At 64.0% G+C, this 19,731-nt stretch carries 9 protein-coding genes; 6 read left to right on the top strand and 3 right to left on the bottom strand.

The window, feature by feature from the left end:
- Window positions 1–407: 407 nt before the first annotated feature.
- Complete coding sequence (locus tag J4E53_RS23190) at window positions 408–734, top strand: DUF6124 family protein (protein WP_103309307.1); 327 nt, start codon at window positions 408–410, stop codon at window positions 732–734.
- 191 nt (window positions 735–925) lie between these two features.
- Here the strand turns inward: J4E53_RS23190 and J4E53_RS23195 are convergent, their stop codons facing one another.
- Window positions 926–2,542, bottom strand: coding sequence for a PvdJ/PvdD/PvdP-like protein (locus J4E53_RS23195; protein WP_103309309.1), 1,617 nt, complete (start codon window positions 2,540–2,542; stop codon window positions 926–928).
- Window positions 2,543–2,803: 261 nt separating this feature from the next.
- On the opposite strand from J4E53_RS23195, the gene pvdM reads away from it, so the two are divergent.
- From pvdM to J4E53_RS23220, 5 genes are all read left to right on the top strand, one after another.
- Window positions 2,804–4,174 carry a pyoverdine-tailoring dipeptidase-like protein PvdM gene (pvdM, locus tag J4E53_RS23200; RefSeq protein ID WP_092257851.1) on the top strand — a complete coding sequence of 457 codons (1,371 nt, stop codon included), beginning with the start codon at window positions 2,804–2,806 and terminating at the stop codon, window positions 4,172–4,174.
- Window positions 4,171–5,451, top strand: coding sequence for an aminotransferase class V-fold PLP-dependent enzyme (locus J4E53_RS23205; protein ID WP_103309310.1), 1,281 nt, complete (start codon window positions 4,171–4,173; stop codon window positions 5,449–5,451). The genes pvdM and J4E53_RS23205 overlap by 4 nt, the downstream gene beginning before the upstream one ends.
- A gap of 33 nt (window positions 5,452–5,484) precedes the next feature.
- Complete coding sequence (locus J4E53_RS23210; RefSeq protein WP_103309312.1) at window positions 5,485–6,360, top strand: formylglycine-generating enzyme family protein; 876 nt, start codon at window positions 5,485–5,487, stop codon at window positions 6,358–6,360.
- 226 nt (window positions 6,361–6,586) lie between these two features.
- On the top strand, window positions 6,587–8,236 hold the full coding sequence (locus tag J4E53_RS23215) for a cyclic peptide export ABC transporter (protein ID WP_103309315.1): 1,650 nt from the start codon (window positions 6,587–6,589) through the stop codon (window positions 8,234–8,236).
- Window positions 8,237–8,340: 104 nt separating this feature from the next.
- The gene (locus J4E53_RS23220; protein WP_103309317.1) at window positions 8,341–10,791 is read left to right on the top strand and encodes a TonB-dependent siderophore receptor; all 2,451 of its coding nucleotides are present in this window, start codon (window positions 8,341–8,343) and stop codon (window positions 10,789–10,791) included.
- 417 nt (window positions 10,792–11,208) lie between these two features.
- Here J4E53_RS23220 and J4E53_RS23225 read toward each other — a convergent pair whose 3' ends face one another.
- Together J4E53_RS23225 and J4E53_RS23230 are read right to left on the bottom strand one after the other, a co-directional pair.
- A complete protein-coding gene (locus J4E53_RS23225; RefSeq protein ID WP_103309319.1) occupies window positions 11,209–12,171 on the bottom strand; it encodes an alpha/beta hydrolase in 963 nt (320 codons plus the stop codon).
- 251 nt (window positions 12,172–12,422) lie between these two features.
- A partial coding sequence (locus J4E53_RS23230) for a non-ribosomal peptide synthetase (RefSeq protein WP_207268193.1) occupies window positions 12,423–19,731 on the bottom strand: 7,309 nt, incomplete at its 5' end.

The raw sequence follows: 19,731 nt of genomic DNA on the forward strand, positions 1-19,731 counted from the left end.
GCGGGAGCAAGCTCCCTCGCCACAGATAATTCCCGTTCCTACAAAGGGTGTTCGGCTTTGGTTCTGTTTATCCGGCCATGTAGGACTCCCGAGCGAGGCTACGTTGCCTTGCGCCGTTACCTACAACTGCGCCAGAATCCGCCGGCTTGTGCGCCTGGCTCGTGGCTTTTACTGTTTCCGGGTCGCTGATTTCAGTGATCGGGTTTGGTAGCCCGCGAGTCAACTAGGCGCAAGCGCCACCTCCTGCAGACGCTCTCTCGGTGTCTGTTTCATGGTGGCCGTGCGCAGGGCGTCTTCGGGCGCGCCGGGTTCCTAGTGCTCCGGTCTACCAACCCGCGTACGGCCGCCACCCAATCGTTTGGTAGCGATGGTGTCGGCTCCTGAAAATGAATACTAGGAGTTACGCCATGTTCAAGATCACCCCCAATCCCCCCGCAGACGAGTCCAAAAAACTCGACGAAGCCGCCGATCGCGCCCTCGCCTTTTACCTCGACCCCAAACCCGAAAAACCCAATCCAGCACCGGGCCAGTTGTTCACTGTTGCAGAAGGCGCGGACATGGAATGCCTGCTGGCCAACCTCAGCGAAACCCTCGCTTCGGTCAACGTCATGGCAAGTGAGCAGGCCTTTGAACTGGAAGGCTCGCGGCGCCATTTTGCGCTGGGCATCCAGCAAATGATCGAGTTGGCAGAACTGTTGGCAAACCGCGCCCTGGACATCGCCGCACCGCGCTAAACGCACTCAAGCCAAGTGACACCTGTGGCGAGGGAGCTTGCTCCCGCTGGGCTGCGCAGCAGCCCCAATGGCCGGCACCTCGGTAAGGCAGATGTTTTGAGGGAGCCGGTTTGGGGGCCGCTTCGCAGCCCAGCGGGAGCAAGCTCCCTCGCCACAACGGCGTTCACTTCAGCTTTTGGGGATGGCGGGATTTACACCGGCTTGCTCTTGAGATTGCGCGCATACCACGGCCGTTGCGGCACGCGGCGGAACAGTTCGGAGAGCTTTTTGTCATCGCTGCCGAAGGTGATGCGCAAGGCCAGTTTCATGGTTTCCGGGTCCATCTCCACCGAGCGCCCGACCTGCAGCCCCGGCGTGGTGCTGCAACCGTGGGTGTCCGGGCCCAGCCAAGGGTCGGCGATTTCGACCCAGCGGCCCGGGGCGAACCAGGGCACACCGTTGACCTCGAGCCGGCTCACTTCCCCCGGGTGGAAACGCTCGTGGGCGCGGAACCAGTCTTCGAGGCGGTCGTCGATCCAGCCGTGGAAGGCCCAGAACACCGGGCTCACGTGGGAAGAAAACGGATCGCCGAGAAAGTCATTCTCCGGGGCGTACCAGCGCTGGGCGAAGTCCGCCGGGTCGCGGGCGAACGGCACCGGGTGGCCGTTGGATGGGTCGCGCGGCACCGAGGCCCAGCGCATGTGCAGCCAATCGTGCAGGCCCAGTTCCACTTCCGAACCAAACTGGCCCAGGGTCAGTTTCGACAGGTAGCGCGGGTCGCGGTAGCGCGATTCCCAGACCTGGAAATTGCTGTGGTAGGTCTCGGCGGTCTTGATGTCGCTGACCCACTGGGCGTACTGCTCGTCGCCATCGGCCAGCCAGGTCGGCGGCAAGGACGTGCCATCGTGGTTATCGAGGTAGCGGGCGAACCCAAGGCGATCGCGCTCCAGCTCCGGTTGCGGCAAGGGAAAGCGCGGCCACGACGGCAGTGCCTGGAACGATCGGGCGGTGCCGAGCATGTGCCGGTGCATGAAAAAGAAGTCCACGCCCGAGCCATTGCGATCCTTGCGCGGCCCGCGGGCATCACGCTCCTGGTCCCGTGGGCCGGGCTGCCAGCCGATGCCGCGCAGGGCATTGCGCTTGTCTTCGTCCAGGGTGTGCCATTTGTCCCGCGAGGCGTGCCAGAGCTGGTGGAACAGCCGATGCTCGGGCGATACCAGCCAGGCCAGCAGCGCCGGGCTCAGCGGCGTGCGCTCCCGCGCCTCGGGAAAGCGCTGCTTGACGGCGATGAAGTGATTGTCCTGTTCAAGCAACGCCAAGGGACGGTCCAGGCGCAACACCCGGCCGCTGAGGGTGGCGCTGCCGGCATTGCCGAAACCGGCCCAGACTTCGTCCAGGGTCATGATGAATTCATAGTCCGGCGCGTCGTGCCGAGCCCCCATCAACCGCCAGCTCAGTTGCTTCGGGTCGGTTCCGGCCAGGTCGCCCAACACCCGATAACGCGGCTCATCGGCACCGCGCAAACGGTCGGCGCTGTCGAGGTACCCCACCAAGCCACGGCCCCTCTGGCCGATATCGAGGAAGATCTGCAGATCGTCCTGCGGCAAGCCTTCGAGACCGGCGTCGCGGCCGGTGAAACGGATCGTCCAGATGCCCCGCAACGTATCGGCCCGGCGCTGGCCCGCCACGTCCGCCACGTCGAACGAGGCCTCGCCGGGGGTAATGGTCGGGTCCGGCCGGGTCAGTTCGCGATGCCCGTAATACACCGCAGGCACGGCGGCACCGGTCAGCGCCAGGCCTGCCATGAACCATCGTCGAGAAATCGTCATTGCCTTACCTGTGTCCAGCCCTGGAGCGGGCTTTATCCAAGCTAGAACGATGGGTGGGCTGACAAATTTATAGGGAGACTGTGTGGGCCTCATCGCGAGCAAGCTCGCTCCCACAGGTGAACGCATTCCAAATTGTGGGAGCGAGCTTGCTCGCGATGGCGGCCCCGAGAGCGCCTAAATTTCCCGCCCGATCACTCGTTCTTCCCAGATAGCAAAGGCCCCGCGCCTGTCCTTCCAAGGCGAACCTGACTGAGATCGGCAATGACAACACCTCGTTCGAAAAAGGCTCTTTTCATCGGCCTGCCCCTGGCCCTGGCGTTGGCCGTCGGTGCGGGCGTCGCGGCTTGGGACCATTGGTGGCGGGACAACCCCGGCTACCCGGTCAAAGTGATGAAAGAGGCCAGGGAACTGCACGAACGCCTGCTGTCCTTCGACAGCCACATCACCGTGCCGCTGGATTTCGGCACCGCCGGCAATGAAGCCGACAAGGACGGCAGCGGCCAGTTCGACCTGGTGAAAGCCAACCGCGGCCATCTGTCCGGCGCGGCCCTGACGGTGTTCGGCTGGCCGGAGTTGTGGAACGGGCCCAACGCACCGCACAAGCCCACCGCCGGTTTTGTCGAGGAAGCGCGCAACCAGCAGGAAGTGCGCTACAAGATCATCACCGGCCTGGTCCGGGACTTTCCCAACCAGGTCGCCATCGCCTACACCCCGGATGATTTCCGCCGCCTGCACGGCGAAGGCAAATTCGCGATTTTCATCAGCATGCTCAACGCCTACCCCCTGGGCCATGACCTGAGCCTGCTGGACCTGTGGACGGCGCGGGGCATGCGCATGTTCGGCTTCAGCTACATCGGCAACAACGACTGGGCCGACTCCTCCCGCCCGCTGCCGTTCTTCAACGACTCGCCCGATGCCCTGGGCGGCCTGTCGGACATCGGCAAGCAAGCGGTGACACGCCTGAACGACCTGGGCGTGATCATCGACGTGTCGCAGATGTCGACCCTGGCCCTGGAACAAGTCGCGCAACTGAGTCGCACGCCGCTGGTGGCCTCTCATTCGGCACCTCGGGCGATGGTGGACATACCGCGCAACCTCAGCGACAAGGAAATGCAACTGATCAAGGCCAGCGGCGGCGTGGTGCAGATCGTCGGTTTCTCCCAGTACCTGCGCCCGCTGACGCAAAAGACCCAGGACAGACTCAACGCCCTGCGCGAACGCTTCGACCTGCCGCCGCTGCCCAACCTGGCGATGGCGCTGATGCCCGGCGACCCGATCATCGCCGCCTGGCCGGAACAGAAGTTCGGCGAATACGCCGGCCAGCTCTACGGCATCCTCGAAGAAGAACCCAAGGCCAGCCTCAAGGACCTGGGGGACGCCATCGACTACACCGTGCGCAAGATCGGCATCGACCACGTCGGCATCAGCTCGGACTTCAACGAAGGCGGCGGCGTGAAAGGCTGGGAGAACGTCGGCGACATCCGCAACGTCACCGCCGAGCTGCTGACCCGCGGCTACTCCGAAGCCGACATCGCCAAACTGTGGGGCGGCAATTTCCTGCGGGTCTGGGATCAGGTGCAGAAAGCCGCCCGCCCCGCCATCGCCTCGACCCAGAAGGCGGTCCAGCCATGAATGAGCGTCGCACCTTCCTGAAGCAGGCCGGGATCCTCGCCGCCGGCCTGCCCCTGGCCGCCAGCCTGCCCGCCACGGCCGGCACCGATCCACTGGCACCGCTGCCCAAGAACAAATGGGCGCAATTGCGCTCGCTGTTCAACCAGGACCCGGACTACCTGCACTTCTCCAACTTCCTGGTCACCACCCACCCACGCCCGGTGCGCGAGGCCATCGACCGACACCGCGCCGCCCTGGATAAAAACCCGGGGCTGTTGATGGACTGGGACCTGGGTGTCACCGAAGAGCGAGAGGAAAACGTTCGCACCTGGGCCGGCCGCTACCTGCAAGCTTCGCCCAAGCAAATCGCCCTCACCGGCAGCACCACCGAAGGCCTGTCGATCATCTACGGCGGCGTCCACGTGGCGGCCGACCAGGAAATCCTCACCACCGCCCACGAACACTACGCCACCCATACCATTCTCGACCTGCGCACCCAACGCAGCGGCACCCGGGTGCGCAAGATCAAGCTGTTCGACAACGCCCACGACGCCAGCCATGAACAGATCCTCACGGCCATCGACCGCAACATCCGCCCCGAAACCCGGGTGCTGGGCATGACCTGGGTGCACTCGGGCAGCGGCGTGAAGCTGCCGATCGGCAAGATCGGTGCCCTGGTGGACAAGCACAACCAAGGCCGCAGCGATGAACAACGGATCATCTATGTGGTGGACGGCGTGCACGGTTTCGGCGTCGAAGACCTCAGCTTCCCCGCCATGAATTGCGACTTTTTCATTGCCGGCACCCACAAGTGGATGTTCGGCCCACGGGGCACCGGCTTGGTGTGCAGCCGCAGCGAAGAACTCAAGTACGTCACGCCGATCATTCCGACCTTTTCCGAAGCCACGGCGTTTTCCACCGTCATGACCCCGGGGGGCTATCACGCCTTCGAGCATCGCTGGGCCGCCGACGAAGCGTTCAAGCTGCACCTGCAACTGGGCAAGGCCGAAGTGCAGGCGCGGATCCACGCCCTCAATAGCTACCTGAAAAAACAGCTGGTGGCACAGCCGCAGATCGAGCTGATCACCCCCATGAGCCCGGAGCTGTCCGCCGGCTTCACCTTCTTCCGGGTCAAGGGCCGCGACAGCGACGAGGTCGCCGCTTACTTGATGAAGAACCGCGTGATCGCCGACGCCGTGCACCGCGATGCGGGACCGGTGGTGCGCACCGCGCCGGGGCTGCTCAACACCGAAGCCGAGATCGATCGCTTCATGGGGTTGCTGGGCAAAACGCTCTGAGCCGAACCTTTTTGACCTTATCGAGAGAGATGGATGAACAGTTTTTCGCTGAAGCTACTCCCGGCACTGGCCCTCGCCGCCCTGTTGCCCTCCGGCGCCCAGGCGTCGCAACCGGGCCAGGTCTTTCGCGACTGCAAGGATTGCCCGGAAATGGTCGTGCTGCCCACCGGCACCTTCCAGATGGGCACCCCGGACGACGAAGTGGGACGCGAGCCCGACGAAGGCCCGCTGCACCCGGTGACGTTTGCCAAGCCCCTGGCGATCAGTCGCTTCCAGGTGCTCAAGGGCGAATGGTTCGCCTACCTGCGCAACACCGGCTACACCATGCCCGACGGCGATGAGCGTCCCGGTCGAGCGTGCAAGGCCGGCATCCCGGACTACCAGGGCAGCGACCCGCGCAAGCAATACACCGACCGACACCCGGCGGTGTGCATGGACTTCGACGAGGCCAATGCCTATGTGGCGTGGCTGTCGAAAAAAACCGGCAAACAATACCGGCTGGTCAGCGAGTCCCTGCGCGAATACGCGGCACGCGGCGGCAGCACCGGGCCGTTCCCCTTCCCGTTCGATGCAGGCAAGGAGTACAGCATCGCCCAGCACGCCAACACCTACGGCGCGGCCGACGGCTACAACTTCACCGCCCCGGCCGGCAGCTTCGCGCCCAACGCCTTCGGCGTGTACGACATGCACGGCAACATCTACGAATGGACCGCCGATTGCTACAACGAAAACTATGTGGGCGCCCCGAGCGACGGCAGCGCCTGGCTGACCGGCAAGTGCGAATTCAAACGCATCCGCGGCAACGACTGGGGCGAGGCGCCGGTGTTCTCCCGCTCTGGCAACCGCAACGCGTTGGTGCCGGGCAATCGGGGGGACTGGATCGGTTTTCGGGTGGCGCGGGATATGTAGGCGCCTCTGTGGGAGCAAAGCTTGCTCGCGATACAGACACCTGGATTTCACAGAAAACCGTATTGCCTTCATCGCGGGCAAGCCTTGCTCCCACAGGATAAATTCCCTTCTCCTCCAATCGTTCTAAAGATGGGCACAACCCAATCCAGCGTGCCTGCGTCCGCCAGCCCATGCGGTGAATGCCCCGCGATGGCCTTCGCCCTTTTCATCTAGCAGGGAAACCTCCATGAGCCAACCAAAACGCGGGGTGATCAATGAATTGTTCACCCTGCTCAAACCCTTCCGGCTGATTGTCATCGGCGCCATCCTGCTGGGCATGGTCGGTGGCCTGAGCGTGACCGTGCTGCTAGCGACCATCAACAAGGTGCTGCACGCCGACGGCGGGCTGAGCCACACCGTGGTGGGCGTGTTCGCCGGGTTGTGCCTGCTGGCCCTGGTCAGTTCCATCTGTTCCGACATCGGCACCAACTACGTCGGCCAGAAGATCATCGCCAAGCTGCGCAAGGAGCTGGGGGAAAAAGTCCTGTCGGCGCCCATCCAGCAGATCGAACGCTACCGCAGCCATCGCCTGATCCCGGTGCTGACCCACGATGTCGACACCATCAGCGATTTCGCCTTCGCCTTCGCCCCCCTGGCCATTTCCCTGACCGTCACCCTCGGCTGCATGGGTTACCTGGCCATGCTGTCGTGGCCAATGTTCCTGATGATGGTCGTGGCGATTGTCATCGGCACCGTGGTCCAGTACATCGCCCGCGGTCGTGGGATCAAGGGCTTCATGGAGGCTCGCGATTCCGAGGACGAATTGCAGAAGCACTACAACGCCATCGCCGAAGGCGCCAAGGAACTGCGCATCCATCGCCCCCGGCGGCAACGCATGTTCGTCTCGGGCATCGAACACACCGCCGACAAGATCTGCGACACGCAGATCCGCTCGGTGAACATTTTCGTGATCGCCAAGACCTTCGGCTCGATGCTGTTCTTCGTGGTGATCGGCCTGGCCCTGGCCCTGCAATCGCTGTGGCCGAGCGCCGACAAGGCGGTGATGAGTGGTTTCGTGCTGGTGTTGCTGTACATGAAAGGCCCGCTGGAACACCTGATCGGCACCCTGCCGATCGTCAGCCGCGCGCAGATCGCCTTCCGCCGCATCGCCGAATTGTCGGAGCAGTTTTCATCCCCTGAACCGCACCTGCTGCTCAACGACCAGGGCCAGCCGAAAACCCCGGTGCAGACCCTGGAGCTGAGCAACGTGGCCTACAGCTTCCCGGCGGTGGAAGGCGCCACGCCGTTCCGCCTGGGACCGGTGAACCTGAAGATCGACCAGGGCGACATCGTGTTCATCGTGGGTGAAAACGGCTGTGGCAAAACCACGCTGATCAAGCTGCTGCTGGGCCTGTACGCACCGCAGCAAGGAGAAATCCGCCTCAACGACCACGTCGTGACAGCCGTGACCCGCGACGATTATCGCCAGTTGTTCACGACGATTTTTGCCGATTACTACCTGTTCGACGACATCGTCCAGGGCGACACCCATATCCCGGACGACGCCAATAAATACCTGCAACGCCTGGAGATCGCCCACAAGGTCAGCGTGCGCGACGGCGCCTTCACCACCACCGACCTGTCCACCGGCCAACGCAAGCGCCTGGCACTGGTCAATGCGTGGCTGGAAGAACGCCCGGTGCTGGTGTTCGACGAATGGGCCGCCGACCAGGACCCGACCTTCCGGCGGATTTTCTACACCGAGCTGCTGCCGGACCTCAAGCGCCTGGGCAAGACCATCATCGTGATTTCCCACGACGACCGTTACTTCGACGTGGCCGACCAATTGGTGCGCATGGAAGCCGGCCGGGTGGTCACCGAACTGCAATCGGCGTAAATAATCACGATTCTCATTCTGGTTTTTTCTGGGTCGTGCGTCCTAATTAAGAATTGATGACAACTACACCCCTATTAAAACTAAAACCTGCAAGAGTGAAACACATGCCAGCAACTCCGGGGATTCCACGTTTTACCAAGGCACTGATCATGCGCCGCCTGCTGCAACCAGGCTTCAGCGCCACCGCATTCAGCCTGGCCTTGGCCATGCCGTTCAGCGCACAGGTCCAGGCACAGGAAGTCGATCTCAACATTCCGGCGCAGTCGCTGGCGAGCGCCCTGCAGGCATTGAGCAATCAATCGAACATGCAAGTGCTCTACAGTGCCGATGATGTCCAGGGCCTGCGCAGCCAACCGGTCAGCGGCCGGTTGTCGCCGGCTCAGGCGTTGTCGCAGATGCTGGTGGGGACCGGCGTCATGTTCACCATCCAGGGCAACACGGTCAGCGTGCGCGCCAGGACGGCGGGGAATTCGCTGGAACTGGGCGCCACGACCATCACCGGTAAATCCGCGGAAACCGCCTACGGCCCGGTGGACGGCTACGTCGCCACCCGCAGCGCCACCGGCACCAAGACCGACACGCCGATCCTGGAGATCCCGCAGACCATCAACGTGGTCACCGCCGAGCAGGTCGCCACCCAGGGCGCACGCAACCTGACCCAGGCCTTGCGCTACACGCCGGGCCTGAACACCGGCGGCTTCACCGACCGCAACGCCATCGCCGACGAAATCACCAGCCGGGGTTTCTCGCCCACGCCGCTGTACCTCGACGGGGCCTACCTGCCCTATGCCGGCAGTCTCGGCGGCGCGCCGCAAATCGACCCGTACACCCTGGAGCGCATCGAAGTGCTCAAGGGCCCCTCATCTGTGCTGTACGGGCAGAACCAGCCCGGCGGCCTGATCAACATGGTCTCCAAGCGCCCGACCACGGAACAGCGCAGCCAGATCAAACTGGGCGCGGGCAGCTACAGCCGGGTCAACGGCGCGTTCGACACCAGCGGCCCGATCGACGACCAGAAGGAATTCAGCTATCGCGTCATCGGCGTGGCGAAAAAAGGCAACCAACAGGTCGATCACACCCACAGCGAACGCATGCTGCTGGCACCGAGCCTGACCTGGGCGCCCAACGACGACACCTCGCTGACCGTGCTGGCGCAGATCCAGCGCGACGATGGCCTGGAGGACTATCAGGCGCTGCCGCGGATCGGTTCCCTGGAGCGCGGCCCCAACGGCCAGCGGATCGACCGGGACTTCTTCTCCGGCGACACGCGGTGGAACGACTACAAGCGTGACCAGTTCATCCTGGGCTACGACTTCAGCCACAACATCACCGATGACCTGAAATTCCGCTCCACTGCGCGTTACACCGATGTGCGCGACCAATACCGGGGCTTCTACCTGCGCAGCTTCGTCACCACCGGTGGCGTCACTGACCAGACCCAGGCCAACCGGGTAAAACTTGACTGGCAACAGCACAACACCGCGTACACCGTCGATAACAACGTGGAATACAAATTCAATACCGGCGCCCTGGAACACACCACCCTGGCAGGCGTGGACTATCGGCATTTCAACCGCAAGTACGATGGTTACAACGCCTACAACGTCGCGCCGATCGACCTGTACGGCAATAACAACAACTACGACACCAGCAGCGTAACCCCAACGCTGGACACCCAGTGGGACAACACCGTTCGCCAGACCGGCGTCTACCTGCAGGACCAGATCAAGCTGGACAAGTGGATCCTGACCGTGGGTGGCCGCCAGGACTGGGCCGAAGTGGACAACAAGGACCTGCTGGCGGGCACCGTTTCCTCACTGCGTGACAACAAGTTCACCGGCCGGATTGGCCTGACCTATGTCACCGATTTCGGCCTGGCGCCCTATATCAGCTACTCCGAGTCCTTCCTGCCGACCGTGGGCACAGACGCCGCTGGCGAGTCGTTCAAGCCGACCGAAGGCGAACAATACGAAGTGGGCGTGAAGTACCAGCCGTTCGACAAGACGATGATTACCGCCTCGGTATTCCAGATCAAACAGAAGAACCTGGTCACCGCCGACCCCGCCGATCCGCAGAACTCGATCCAGTCGGGCCAGGTGCGTTCACGGGGGGTTGAACTGGAAGTCAAATCCACCGTCGACAACATCGACGTCATGGCCGCCGCCACCTACCTCGACTCGTTCTACACCAAGGACAACTACGGCAACGAGGGCAACCGCAGCGAGCAACAGGCACCGTTCTCCGCCACGCTGTGGGTCGACTACCACTTCACCCAGGCCGTCCTCAATGGCCTGACCTTCGGCGCAGGCGCTCGTCACACCGGCCGCAAGCCGGGCGACGCGGCCAACTCGTTCGACGTACCGGCCTTCACCGTGTTCGACACCACCATCAGCTATGACATGGGCAAGGCCACCTCGAGCCTGCGTGGCGTCACCACCAGCCTGAACGTGCAGAACGTCTTCGACCGCGAGTACGTGTCCCACTGCAACTACTCGTTCGGCTGCTACTACGGCCAGGAACGCGTGGCCTCGCTGGACGTGACCTACGACTTCTAAACAACACCCAGAACCGGGCCTGGCCCTAATGCCAGTCAGTTAAGGATCAAACGACTCAAAACCTGTGGGAGCAAAGCTTGCTCGCGATGGCGGCGGACCAGTCAATGACATTGTCGACTGGCACACCCCAATCGCGAGCAAGCTTTGCTCCCACGGGTTTGGGGATTAACTGACCGGCATTAGGCCTGGCCCGGTTTTTTTGTGCCTGCCAATCCTGAAACCCTCCCACAGAGGATGTGTGGCATATGCAAATCCTGAGACCACCCCACAAGGTATAGGTGGCATGTGCAAATCCTGAGCCCCCCCAAAACAACTGTGGGAGCGAGCTTGCTCGCGATAGCGGTGGATCAGCAAAATAATCTTGGCTGACACTCCGCTATCGCGAGCAAGCTCGCTCCCACAAGGGATTGTGGTGTTTCAGGCGGTGAGTGCAGTCCGCAAGGCTTGGCTCAATTGCGCGTACACCTCGTCAATCTCCGGTACCACGCTCTGCAAGCGCAGGTAGTCGTGGATCAGGCCGGTGTATTCGATCAGTTCCACGCTCACCCCCTGCGCCTGCAAACGCCGGGCGTAAGCACGGCCTTCGTCGAGCAGCGGGTCATGGCCGGCCAGGGCGATCAGGGCCGGGGCCAGGCCTGGGCAACCGGGCGCCAGCAACGGCGAGAAGCGCCAGTCCAGGCGATCGGTGGGCTCATTGGCGTAGTGCCGGTAGAACCACTCGAGGGTTTCGCTCTCCAGCAGATACCCTTCGCCGAACAGCTCGGTGGACGGGCTGCTGGTGGACGCATCGGTCACCGGGTAACAGAGCAACTGAAAGCACGGCTGGATCGCCAGGGAGGCCGGTTCCAGGGCCGCTTGTAGCGCCAGCACCGTCGCCAGTGTCGCGCCGACGCTGTCGCCGCCGAACGCCACACGACTGACGTCCAGGCCTTCGGCGCGAGCCTGCCGGGCCAGCCAGTCGAGGGCGTCAGCGCCGTCGTTCAGCGGGGTCGGGAAGGTGTGTTCCGGGGCCAGGCGATAGCCCACCGACAACACCGCGCACGGTGTCCGGGCGCAGAATTCGCGGCAGACGCCGTCGTGGGATGCCAGACTGCCGACCACATAACCGCCGCCGTGAAAGTACACCAGCACCGGCAGCGCCTGGACCGAAGCCGTGGCGGGACGATACAGACGCAGCGCCAGCGTCGCGCCGTCACGGGCGGTGACGGCGTGAGCGGCGCACTGCACATCCGCCGGAGCGTCCCAGCGCAATTGCCCGGTGGTGCGCTCGAACGCCTCGCGGGCCTGGGCCGGCGTCGACAGGTGAAACGGCCCGGGGCCGTCGGCCTGGCTTTCTTCGGCCAGGTCGAGGAAGGCGTTGAGTTCCGGATGCAAGGACATCGCAGGGGTTCCTTATGTAAAACCATGGGTAAAAGATGAGCCACTCAGACTCATGCAAAACCCTGTGGCGAGGGGGTTTAGCGAAACGCCATACGTCCCGCTGAATTGCGCTCTGTAGGAGCTGCCGAAGGCTGCGATCTTTTGACTCTGCGCTTGGGACTCAAGCGTCTGAGGAAAGATCGCAGCCTCGTTGCACTCGTCAGCTCCTACATCCGGCTCGTCTTTGTATAACGATAAACCCGCCCCGATCCTTAAGCCGCTTGCGCCACGCAGTGTTCGATCAACGCCTCCAGTTCCTCCTGGTAGGCGCGCATCAATCCCTCGACGGTCTCGGCACGGTAGCGGCGGGTGCTGAAGATGCAGCGCAGTGCCAGTCGCCCGTCGTACACCTGCCCCACCACTTCCAGCCAGTTGCCCAGTGCGGCATGGGGGCTGTAGCAGCTGCCGTAGCTTTCCGCCGCCGGCACCAGCAACGCCTTGTCGTCGAAGCTCTGGTCGAACTGCCCCAGGTAGTTGAACGTCACCCGTGCCTGGGGCGCGCGGCCCAGGGTGGCGGCCATCGGCTCGCCGCTCATGTAGCGCAACACGCCATAGCCCAATCCCTTGTTCGGCACGGCGGCCAACTGCCGTTGCACCGCCCGCACCGACGTGCCGATGTCGGCTTCATGGCTCGGGGTCAGGCGCACCGGGAACATGCTGGTGAACCAGCCCAGGCTGCGGCTCAGGTCGATGTCCTTGACCAGGTCCTCGCGACCATGCCCCTCCAGTTGGATCAGCACCGACGGCTGCTGGCTCCAGCGGCACAAGACCCGGCTCAGCGCCGCCAGCAACACGTCGTTGATCTGCGTCTGGTAGACCGCCGGCACCTGTTTGAGCAACTGCTGGGTGTGCTGCTCCGACAGGCTCAAATGCGCCACCGACTGATACTGCACCTGGTTCTTGCCCCGCAGGTTGTCACACGGCAACTCACTGCCCGGCTGGTCGATCTGCTCCAGCCACCAGGCTTTTTCCGGCGCCGGATAGTCCAGCGCATAGGCTTGCAGGCCCTCGGCCCAGGCCCGGTAGCTGCTGGTGCGAATCGGCAGGTTCGGCGTCTGGCCGTCGCTGTAGGCCGCATAAGCCGTCTGCAAATCCTGCAGCAGCAAACGCCACGACACCGTGTCGATGACCAGGTGATGAATCACCATCAGCACACGAATTTCACCGCTGCCCAGGGTCACATGCGCCGTGCGCCACACTGGCCCGTTGTGCACATCAAGGCTGCGTTGCACCTGCTCGGCGTACAACTCCAACTCGGCTTCATCGGCCACGCTGTGCTGCCACAGCAAAGGTTCGTTGGCCCACTGGGCCTGCATCTCCTCCAGCGCCTGGTAATGCTGCAGGTGACGCCCGCCGACCTCACTGAAGCGCAGGCGCAAGGCATCGTGCTGCTGCATCATGCCGCGCAAGGCCAATTCCAGCGCCGTCAGGTTCAACCCCTGGCGGGCCCGCAGCATCAACGCCTGGTTGTAATGATGGGGCTCGCTCATGCGCTGGTCGAACCACCATTGCTGGATCGGAATCAGGTTGAACTGCCCTTCGGCGGCCACCTGGGTCACGTCCTCGACCGTCACGGCAAACGTGTTCGAACGCTGGTCGAAAATCGCCTCGATGGTCTGGCCGCGCATCAGATCCCGCAGCTTGAGCTCCATCTTCAGCTCCCCATGGTTACGCACCCGCGAGACCACTTGCAGGCTGAGGATCGAGTCACCGCCCAACTCGAAGAAATTGTCGGTGATGCCCACCCGTTCGACTTGCAACACATCAGCCCAGACCTCGGCCAACAGTTGCTCATCGCGGTTACGCCCCGGCACATACTCGGCGCCCTTGAATTCCGGCTCCGGCAAGGCCTGGCGATCGAGCTTGCCGTTCGGGGTGACCGGCAACGCCTCCAGGCAGATGACCTGGGCCGGCACCATGTAATCCGGCAATTGCGCTCGCAACTCGGCCTTGAGCCGATCGCCGATGGCCACGCCATCGGGGGTGACCACGTAGCCAATCAGTTGCTTGCCCGAGGCACTGTCGCGGGCGATCACCAACGCATCGCTGACGTCGTCCAGTTGCCGCAGGCTGGCCTCCACTTCTCCCAGTTCGATGCGGAAACCCCGCACCTTGATCTGGTGGTCGATACGGCCGACGTAATCGAGCACACCGTCGACGCGCTGGCGTACCAGGTCGCCGCTGCGATACAGGCGATCGCCCGGCTGGCCGAACGGATCCGGCACGAAGCGCTCGGCACTCAGGTCCGGGCGACGGTGATAACCACGGGCGATGCCCGCGCCACCGATGTACAACTCGCCGGCAATGCCCGGCGGCAACGGGTTGAGGTTGTCGTCCAGCACATACAAGGCGCGCTCACCCACCGCACGCCCGATCGGCGCGTAGGCGGCTTCGCAACGTTCGCTGGCCGGCACCTTCCACAACATCGGCGTGACCACGGTTTCAGTCGGGCCGTAGCCGTTGGTGAAGAATTGCGGACGCAACGCCGCCTTCACTTGCTCGAAGGTCTGGTCCGGCACCGCATCGCCGCCGAAGCAGTAGACCCGCACCGGCGGTGGCGCCAGTGAGCTATTGGCAGCGTACTCGGCCAGTTGCTTGAGGTAGGCCGGCGGGAAGCAGGCGATGGTAATGCCGTGGCGGTGCAAGGCGTCGAAGGTCTGCTCCGGCGTCCACAGCGCGCCGTCACGAATCACCAGGGTGCCGCCGCTGAACAGCGTGCTCAGCCAGCGTTCATGGGCGCCGTCGAAGGCGAACGACATGAAATGCAGTTCGCGGGTCTGTTCGTCCATGTCGTACAGCGCGGCGATGGCCTGGCAATGCATGCTCATCGGCCCGTGCGCCACGGCGACGCCTTTGGGTCGACCGGTGGAGCCCGAGGTGTAGATCAGGTAGGCCAGGTTGCCGCCGAGCAAACCGCTGTGGGGCGGCAAATCGCTGTAGCCGCGGCTGTCGAAACCGTCGATGGCCAGGCGCGCCAGACCGTCGAGATCCGGCAGGCGTGCCTGCACCCGGCTGTGGGTCAGCAACAGCGCCATGGCCGAATCTTCGATCATGAACGCCAGGCGCTCGGGTGGATAATCGATGTCCAGCGGCACATACGCCGAACCGCTTTTCATCACCGCCAGCAGCGCCACGACCATGTCCACCGAACGCTCCAGGGCCACACCGACCACCACTTCCGGGCCGGCGCCAAGTTCGATCAAACGGTGGGCCAGGCGGTTGGCCCGGCGCTCCAGTTCGCCATAGTCCAGCGAGTCGTCGCCACACACCAGCGCCGTGGCCTGCGGACGCGACTGGGCATGCCGGCCAATCAGCTCCGGCAACAACTGCGCCTGATAGCAACCGTTCGGCGCCGCGCTCCATTGTGCGAAGGCTTGCCACTGTTCCAGCGACAAGCGCTGCAGGTTGCCCAGGCACACATGGGGCGCATCGATCATCGCTTCCAGGGTGTCTTCCAGGGTCCGGCGGATTCGCTCCACCGCTTCGACGCTGAAGGCGTTGCGCAGGAACAGGTACTCGATGGACAGCGTTTCACCCAGGTTGACCGCCAGGTCCATCGGGAAGTTGGTCACGTCATGATTGCGTGACTCGCCGAAGCTCAGGCCGGTGTCCTGCTGGTCGCCCAGGCGTTCGTCGATGGGGTAGTTCTCGAACACGATGATGCTGTCGAACAAGCCCTGCCCGCCCAGGCCCGACCAGCGCTGGATGTCCGCCAGTGGCGCATGGGAATGCTCACGCAGGTCCAGGTTGTAGGCCTGCAACTGTTGCAGCCATTGGTCCAGCGGCTGCTCGGGGTCCAGGGTCTGGATCACCGGCAAGGTGTTGATGAACAGGCCGAGGATGTTGTCGGCGTTGACCAGCCCCGCCGGACGCCCGGCGACGGTGGCGCCGAAGACCACGGTGTTCTGCCCGGTGAAGCGTTGCAGCAACAGCAGCCACGCCCCTTGGATCAAGGTATTGGGTGTGATCTGCAAGGCGCGGCAGGCCTGTTGCAGGCGAGCGGTCTGTGCCACGTCCCAGCGCGAATACAGCGCCTCGTGCCCCGGCAGTGCCTCGACATGCCGCGGGAACATCGCCTGGCTAAGGGAAGTCGCCTGCTCCAAGGTGTCGAGGCGGCTGCGCCAGAAGCGTTCCAGCGCGCCCTGGTCCTGGCGTTGCAGCCATTCGATGAACTCGCGGTAGCGACCATTGCGGCTGGGCACGTGCCCATGGGCGTAGAACTGCAACACCTCACCGAACAACCGCGAACTGCTCCAGCCGTCCATGAGGATGTGATGGCAGGTCCAGATCATCTGGTAGCGATCGTCTTCCAGGCGCAGCAACAACACCCGTTGCAAAGGCGCGCGGCTCAGGTCGAAACCGGCCAGGTAGTCAGCGGTCGCCCGGGCACTGATCGCCTGCTCGCTGATGTCCTGTCCACGCCAGTCTTCAATCCGCAACGGCAACTCAACGTGGCGATGGACGATTTGTACCGGCGCGCTCAAGCCATCCTGCCAGTGGAAACTGGTGCGCAGGATGTCCTCGCGCTCGATCACCGACGTCCAGGCCCGGGCGAAACGCTCGGTGTCCAGGCCGTGCACCGGCAGGCTGATCTGGTTGATGTACAAGCCGGAGCTGTCGTCGGCCAGGGTGTGGAACAGCATGCCGTCCTGCATCGGCGACAGCGGATAGATGTCCTCCACCTGCGCCACGGGCACCGGCAGGCCATTGAGTTGCGCCTGGCTCAGGCGCGCCAGCGGGAAGTCCGAAGGTGTCAGGCCCAAGTGCCCGTCGGTGCAGCAGTGATCGATCAGTTGTTGCAACGCCACGGCGTAGGCATCGGCCAACCGCTGGAGCGTGGCCTCGTCGAAAACATCGCCACTGAACGTCCAGTCGAGGGTCAACTGGCCGTTGAAGATCCGGCCATCGATGGTCAGCCAGTTGCCCAGCGCCACGTCATCGCCATGCCCGGCGCCACTGCCCTCCTCGCTCGGCACAAACAGCGCCTGCTCATCGAAGCTCTGGTCGAACTGCCCCAGGTAGTTGAAGGTGATGCGCGCTGGCGGCAGTTTTGCCAGGCGCTGCTGGACCGCTTCGGCCCCCAGGTAACGCAGGACGCCGTAGCCCAGGCCCTTGTTCGGCACCGCCCGCAGTTGTTCCTTGATCCGCTTGATCGACTCGGCCGGGTCGCCGGCCGGCGTCAGCAACACCGGGAACAGGCTGGTGAACCAACCGACGGTGCGGCTCAGGTCGATGCCCTCGAACAGTTCTTCGCGGCCATGGCCTTCGAGCTGCACCAGGCAGGCCGGTTGCCCGGTCCATTGGCAGACCACTTGCGCCAGGGCGCTGAGCAGCAAATCGTTGACCTGGGTGCGATAGGCCGCCGGCGCCTGCTTGAGCAAACGCTGGGTCTGGGTGGCATCCAGGCGCGTGCTCACCGAACGGCCATGGGCCGCGGCCTGGCTGCCCTCGGGGCGGGCCCGTGGCAGCGGCGGCAGGGGCTGGTCCAGCTGCCCGACCCAGTAATCCAATTCCTTGTTCAGGGTTTCGCTGTGGGCGTAGTCCTGCAACTGAGCGGCCCAGGCCTTGAACGCCGTGGACTTGCCCGGCAAGGCCGGCGCCTGGTTCGCCCGCAGTTGGCGGTAGACGTTTTGCAGGTCTTCCAGCAGCACCCGCCACGACACGCCGTCCATGACCAGGTGATGAATCGCCAGGTGCAGGCGCGAACTGCCGTCCTGCACCGCGATCAGGCTGCAACGCAGCAACGGGCCGTGTTGCAGGTCGAGGCTGCGTTGGGCCTGGTCGGCGATGGCGATGATCTCGGCGGCGTCCTGCGCGGTGCGTTGCCAGATCTCCAGCGGCTGCTTATCCACGGCCTGATGGCTGGCGTGCCAGCGGCCATCGTTGGCCTGGGTGAAGCGCAGGCGCAAGGCATCGTGATGGGCCACCACGTGCTGGAGGGCCTGTTGCAGGTGGGCGATGTCCAAGGGTTCGCGCGGGGTCAGCAGGACCGATTGGTTCCAGTGGTCGCGGTGCGGGATATCACTGGCGAAGAACCAATGCTGCATCGGCACCAGCAGGCTGTCGCCGGTGACCGGGCCTTGGTCGATCACGCCTTCGTCGGCCGCCGTGGCGACCCGCGCCAGGGCCTGGATGTTCTGGTGCAGGAACAGGTCCTTGGGGGTCAGGCCGATGCCTTGGGCACGCGCCCGGCTGACCACCTGGATCGAGTTGATCGAGTCGCCGCCCAGGGCGAAGAAGTTGTCGGCGGTGCCCACCCGCTCGACGCCAAGCACCCCTTGCCAGATGTCCACCAGCGCCCGCTCGATGGCGTTGACCGGTGCCGTGAAGGCTTCCTGGCGCTCGGCCAGGTCCGGTGCCGGCAGCGCCTTGCGGTCGAGTTTGCCGTTCGGGCTCAGCGGCATGTGTTCCAGGCGGGTCAGGTGCGTCGGCACCATGTGCTCTGGCAGGTTCAGGCGCAAATGGGCCAGCAGCGCTTCGCGCAACAGCGGCCAGTCGCTGGCCTCACCGGCCTGGGCGACCACGTAGCCGCTCAGCACCTTGCCGCTGCGGCTGTCCTGGGCCACCACCACCGCTTCTCGCACCGCAGCATGTTCAAGCAGGCGCGCTTCGATCTCACCCAATTCGATGCGGAACCCGCGGACCTTCACCTGGTGGTCGATCCGACCGACGTAATCGATCACCCCGTCCGGGCGATAGCGCGCCAGGTCACCGGTGCGGTACAGCCGCTCGCCGGCCACGAACGGGCTGGCGACGAAACGCTCGGCGGTCAGTTCGGGACGGCGGTGATAACCGCGGGCCAGGCCCTGGCCGCTGAGGTACAGCTCGCCGTTGACACCACTCGGCACCGGGTTGAGTTCATCGTCGAGGATGTAGGTCATCAGGTTGGCAATCGGCTCGCCAATCGGCACCGCATCGCGCCCTTCGTCGCGGCAGGTCCAATGGGTCACGTCGATGGCCGCTTCGGTCGGACCGTACAGGTTATACAGCCGGGCATTGGGCAACTTGGCGAACACCTGCTGCTGGGCATCCACCGGCAGGGCTTCGCCGCTGCAGACGATGCGGGTCAGACGGGTGCACCGGCTGACGTTGGCATCCAGCACGAACGCCTGCAGCATCGACGGCACGAAATGCAGGGTGGTGATGCTTTCCCGTTCGATCAGGCTGACCAGCTTCTGCGGATCGCGATGATCGCCCGGTGCCGCGACGACCAGGCGCACGCCGGTCATCAACGGCCAGAAGAACTCCCAGACCGACACGTCGAAACTGAACGGCGTCTTCTGCAAGACACTGTCGCCGGCCTCCAGGCCATAGGCCTGTTGCATCCAGCACAAGCGGTTGGTCAGGGCGCCGTGGCTGTTGCCGGCGCCCTTGGGTTTGCCGGTGGAGCCGGAGGTGTAGATCACGTAGGCCAGGTTCTCGGCGGCGACTCGGGCAGGCGGATTGTCGGTGGCCTTGTCCCGCAACCAGTCGTCATCCCCATCCAGCACCAGTATGTTGAGGCCCCCTCCTGTGGGAGCG

Source organism: Pseudomonas sp. FW305-28 (assembly GCF_017351395.1).
Classification (GTDB): Bacteria; Pseudomonadota; Gammaproteobacteria; order Pseudomonadales; family Pseudomonadaceae; genus Aquipseudomonas; species Aquipseudomonas fluorescens_AA.

Bases quoted from the DNA above. Each gene is read 5' to 3' on its own strand.
- J4E53_RS23220 (WP_103309317.1), top strand. From the start codon at position 8,341: ATGCCAGCAACTCCGGGGATTCCACGTTTTACCAAGGCACTGATCATG.
- J4E53_RS23225 (WP_103309319.1), bottom strand. From the start codon at position 12,171: ATGTCCTTGCATCCGGAACTCAACGCCTTCCTCGACCTGGCCGAAGAA.
- J4E53_RS23205 (WP_103309310.1), top strand. From the start codon at position 4,171: ATGAATGAGCGTCGCACCTTCCTGAAGCAGGCCGGGATCCTCGCCGCC.
- J4E53_RS23195 (WP_103309309.1), bottom strand. From the start codon at position 2,542: ATGACGATTTCTCGACGATGGTTCATGGCAGGCCTGGCGCTGACCGGT.
- pvdM (WP_092257851.1), top strand. From the start codon at position 2,804: ATGACAACACCTCGTTCGAAAAAGGCTCTTTTCATCGGCCTGCCCCTG.
- J4E53_RS23190 (WP_103309307.1), top strand. From the start codon at position 408: ATGTTCAAGATCACCCCCAATCCCCCCGCAGACGAGTCCAAAAAACTC.
- J4E53_RS23215 (WP_103309315.1), top strand. From the start codon at position 6,587: ATGAGCCAACCAAAACGCGGGGTGATCAATGAATTGTTCACCCTGCTC.
- J4E53_RS23210 (WP_103309312.1), top strand. From the start codon at position 5,485: ATGAACAGTTTTTCGCTGAAGCTACTCCCGGCACTGGCCCTCGCCGCC.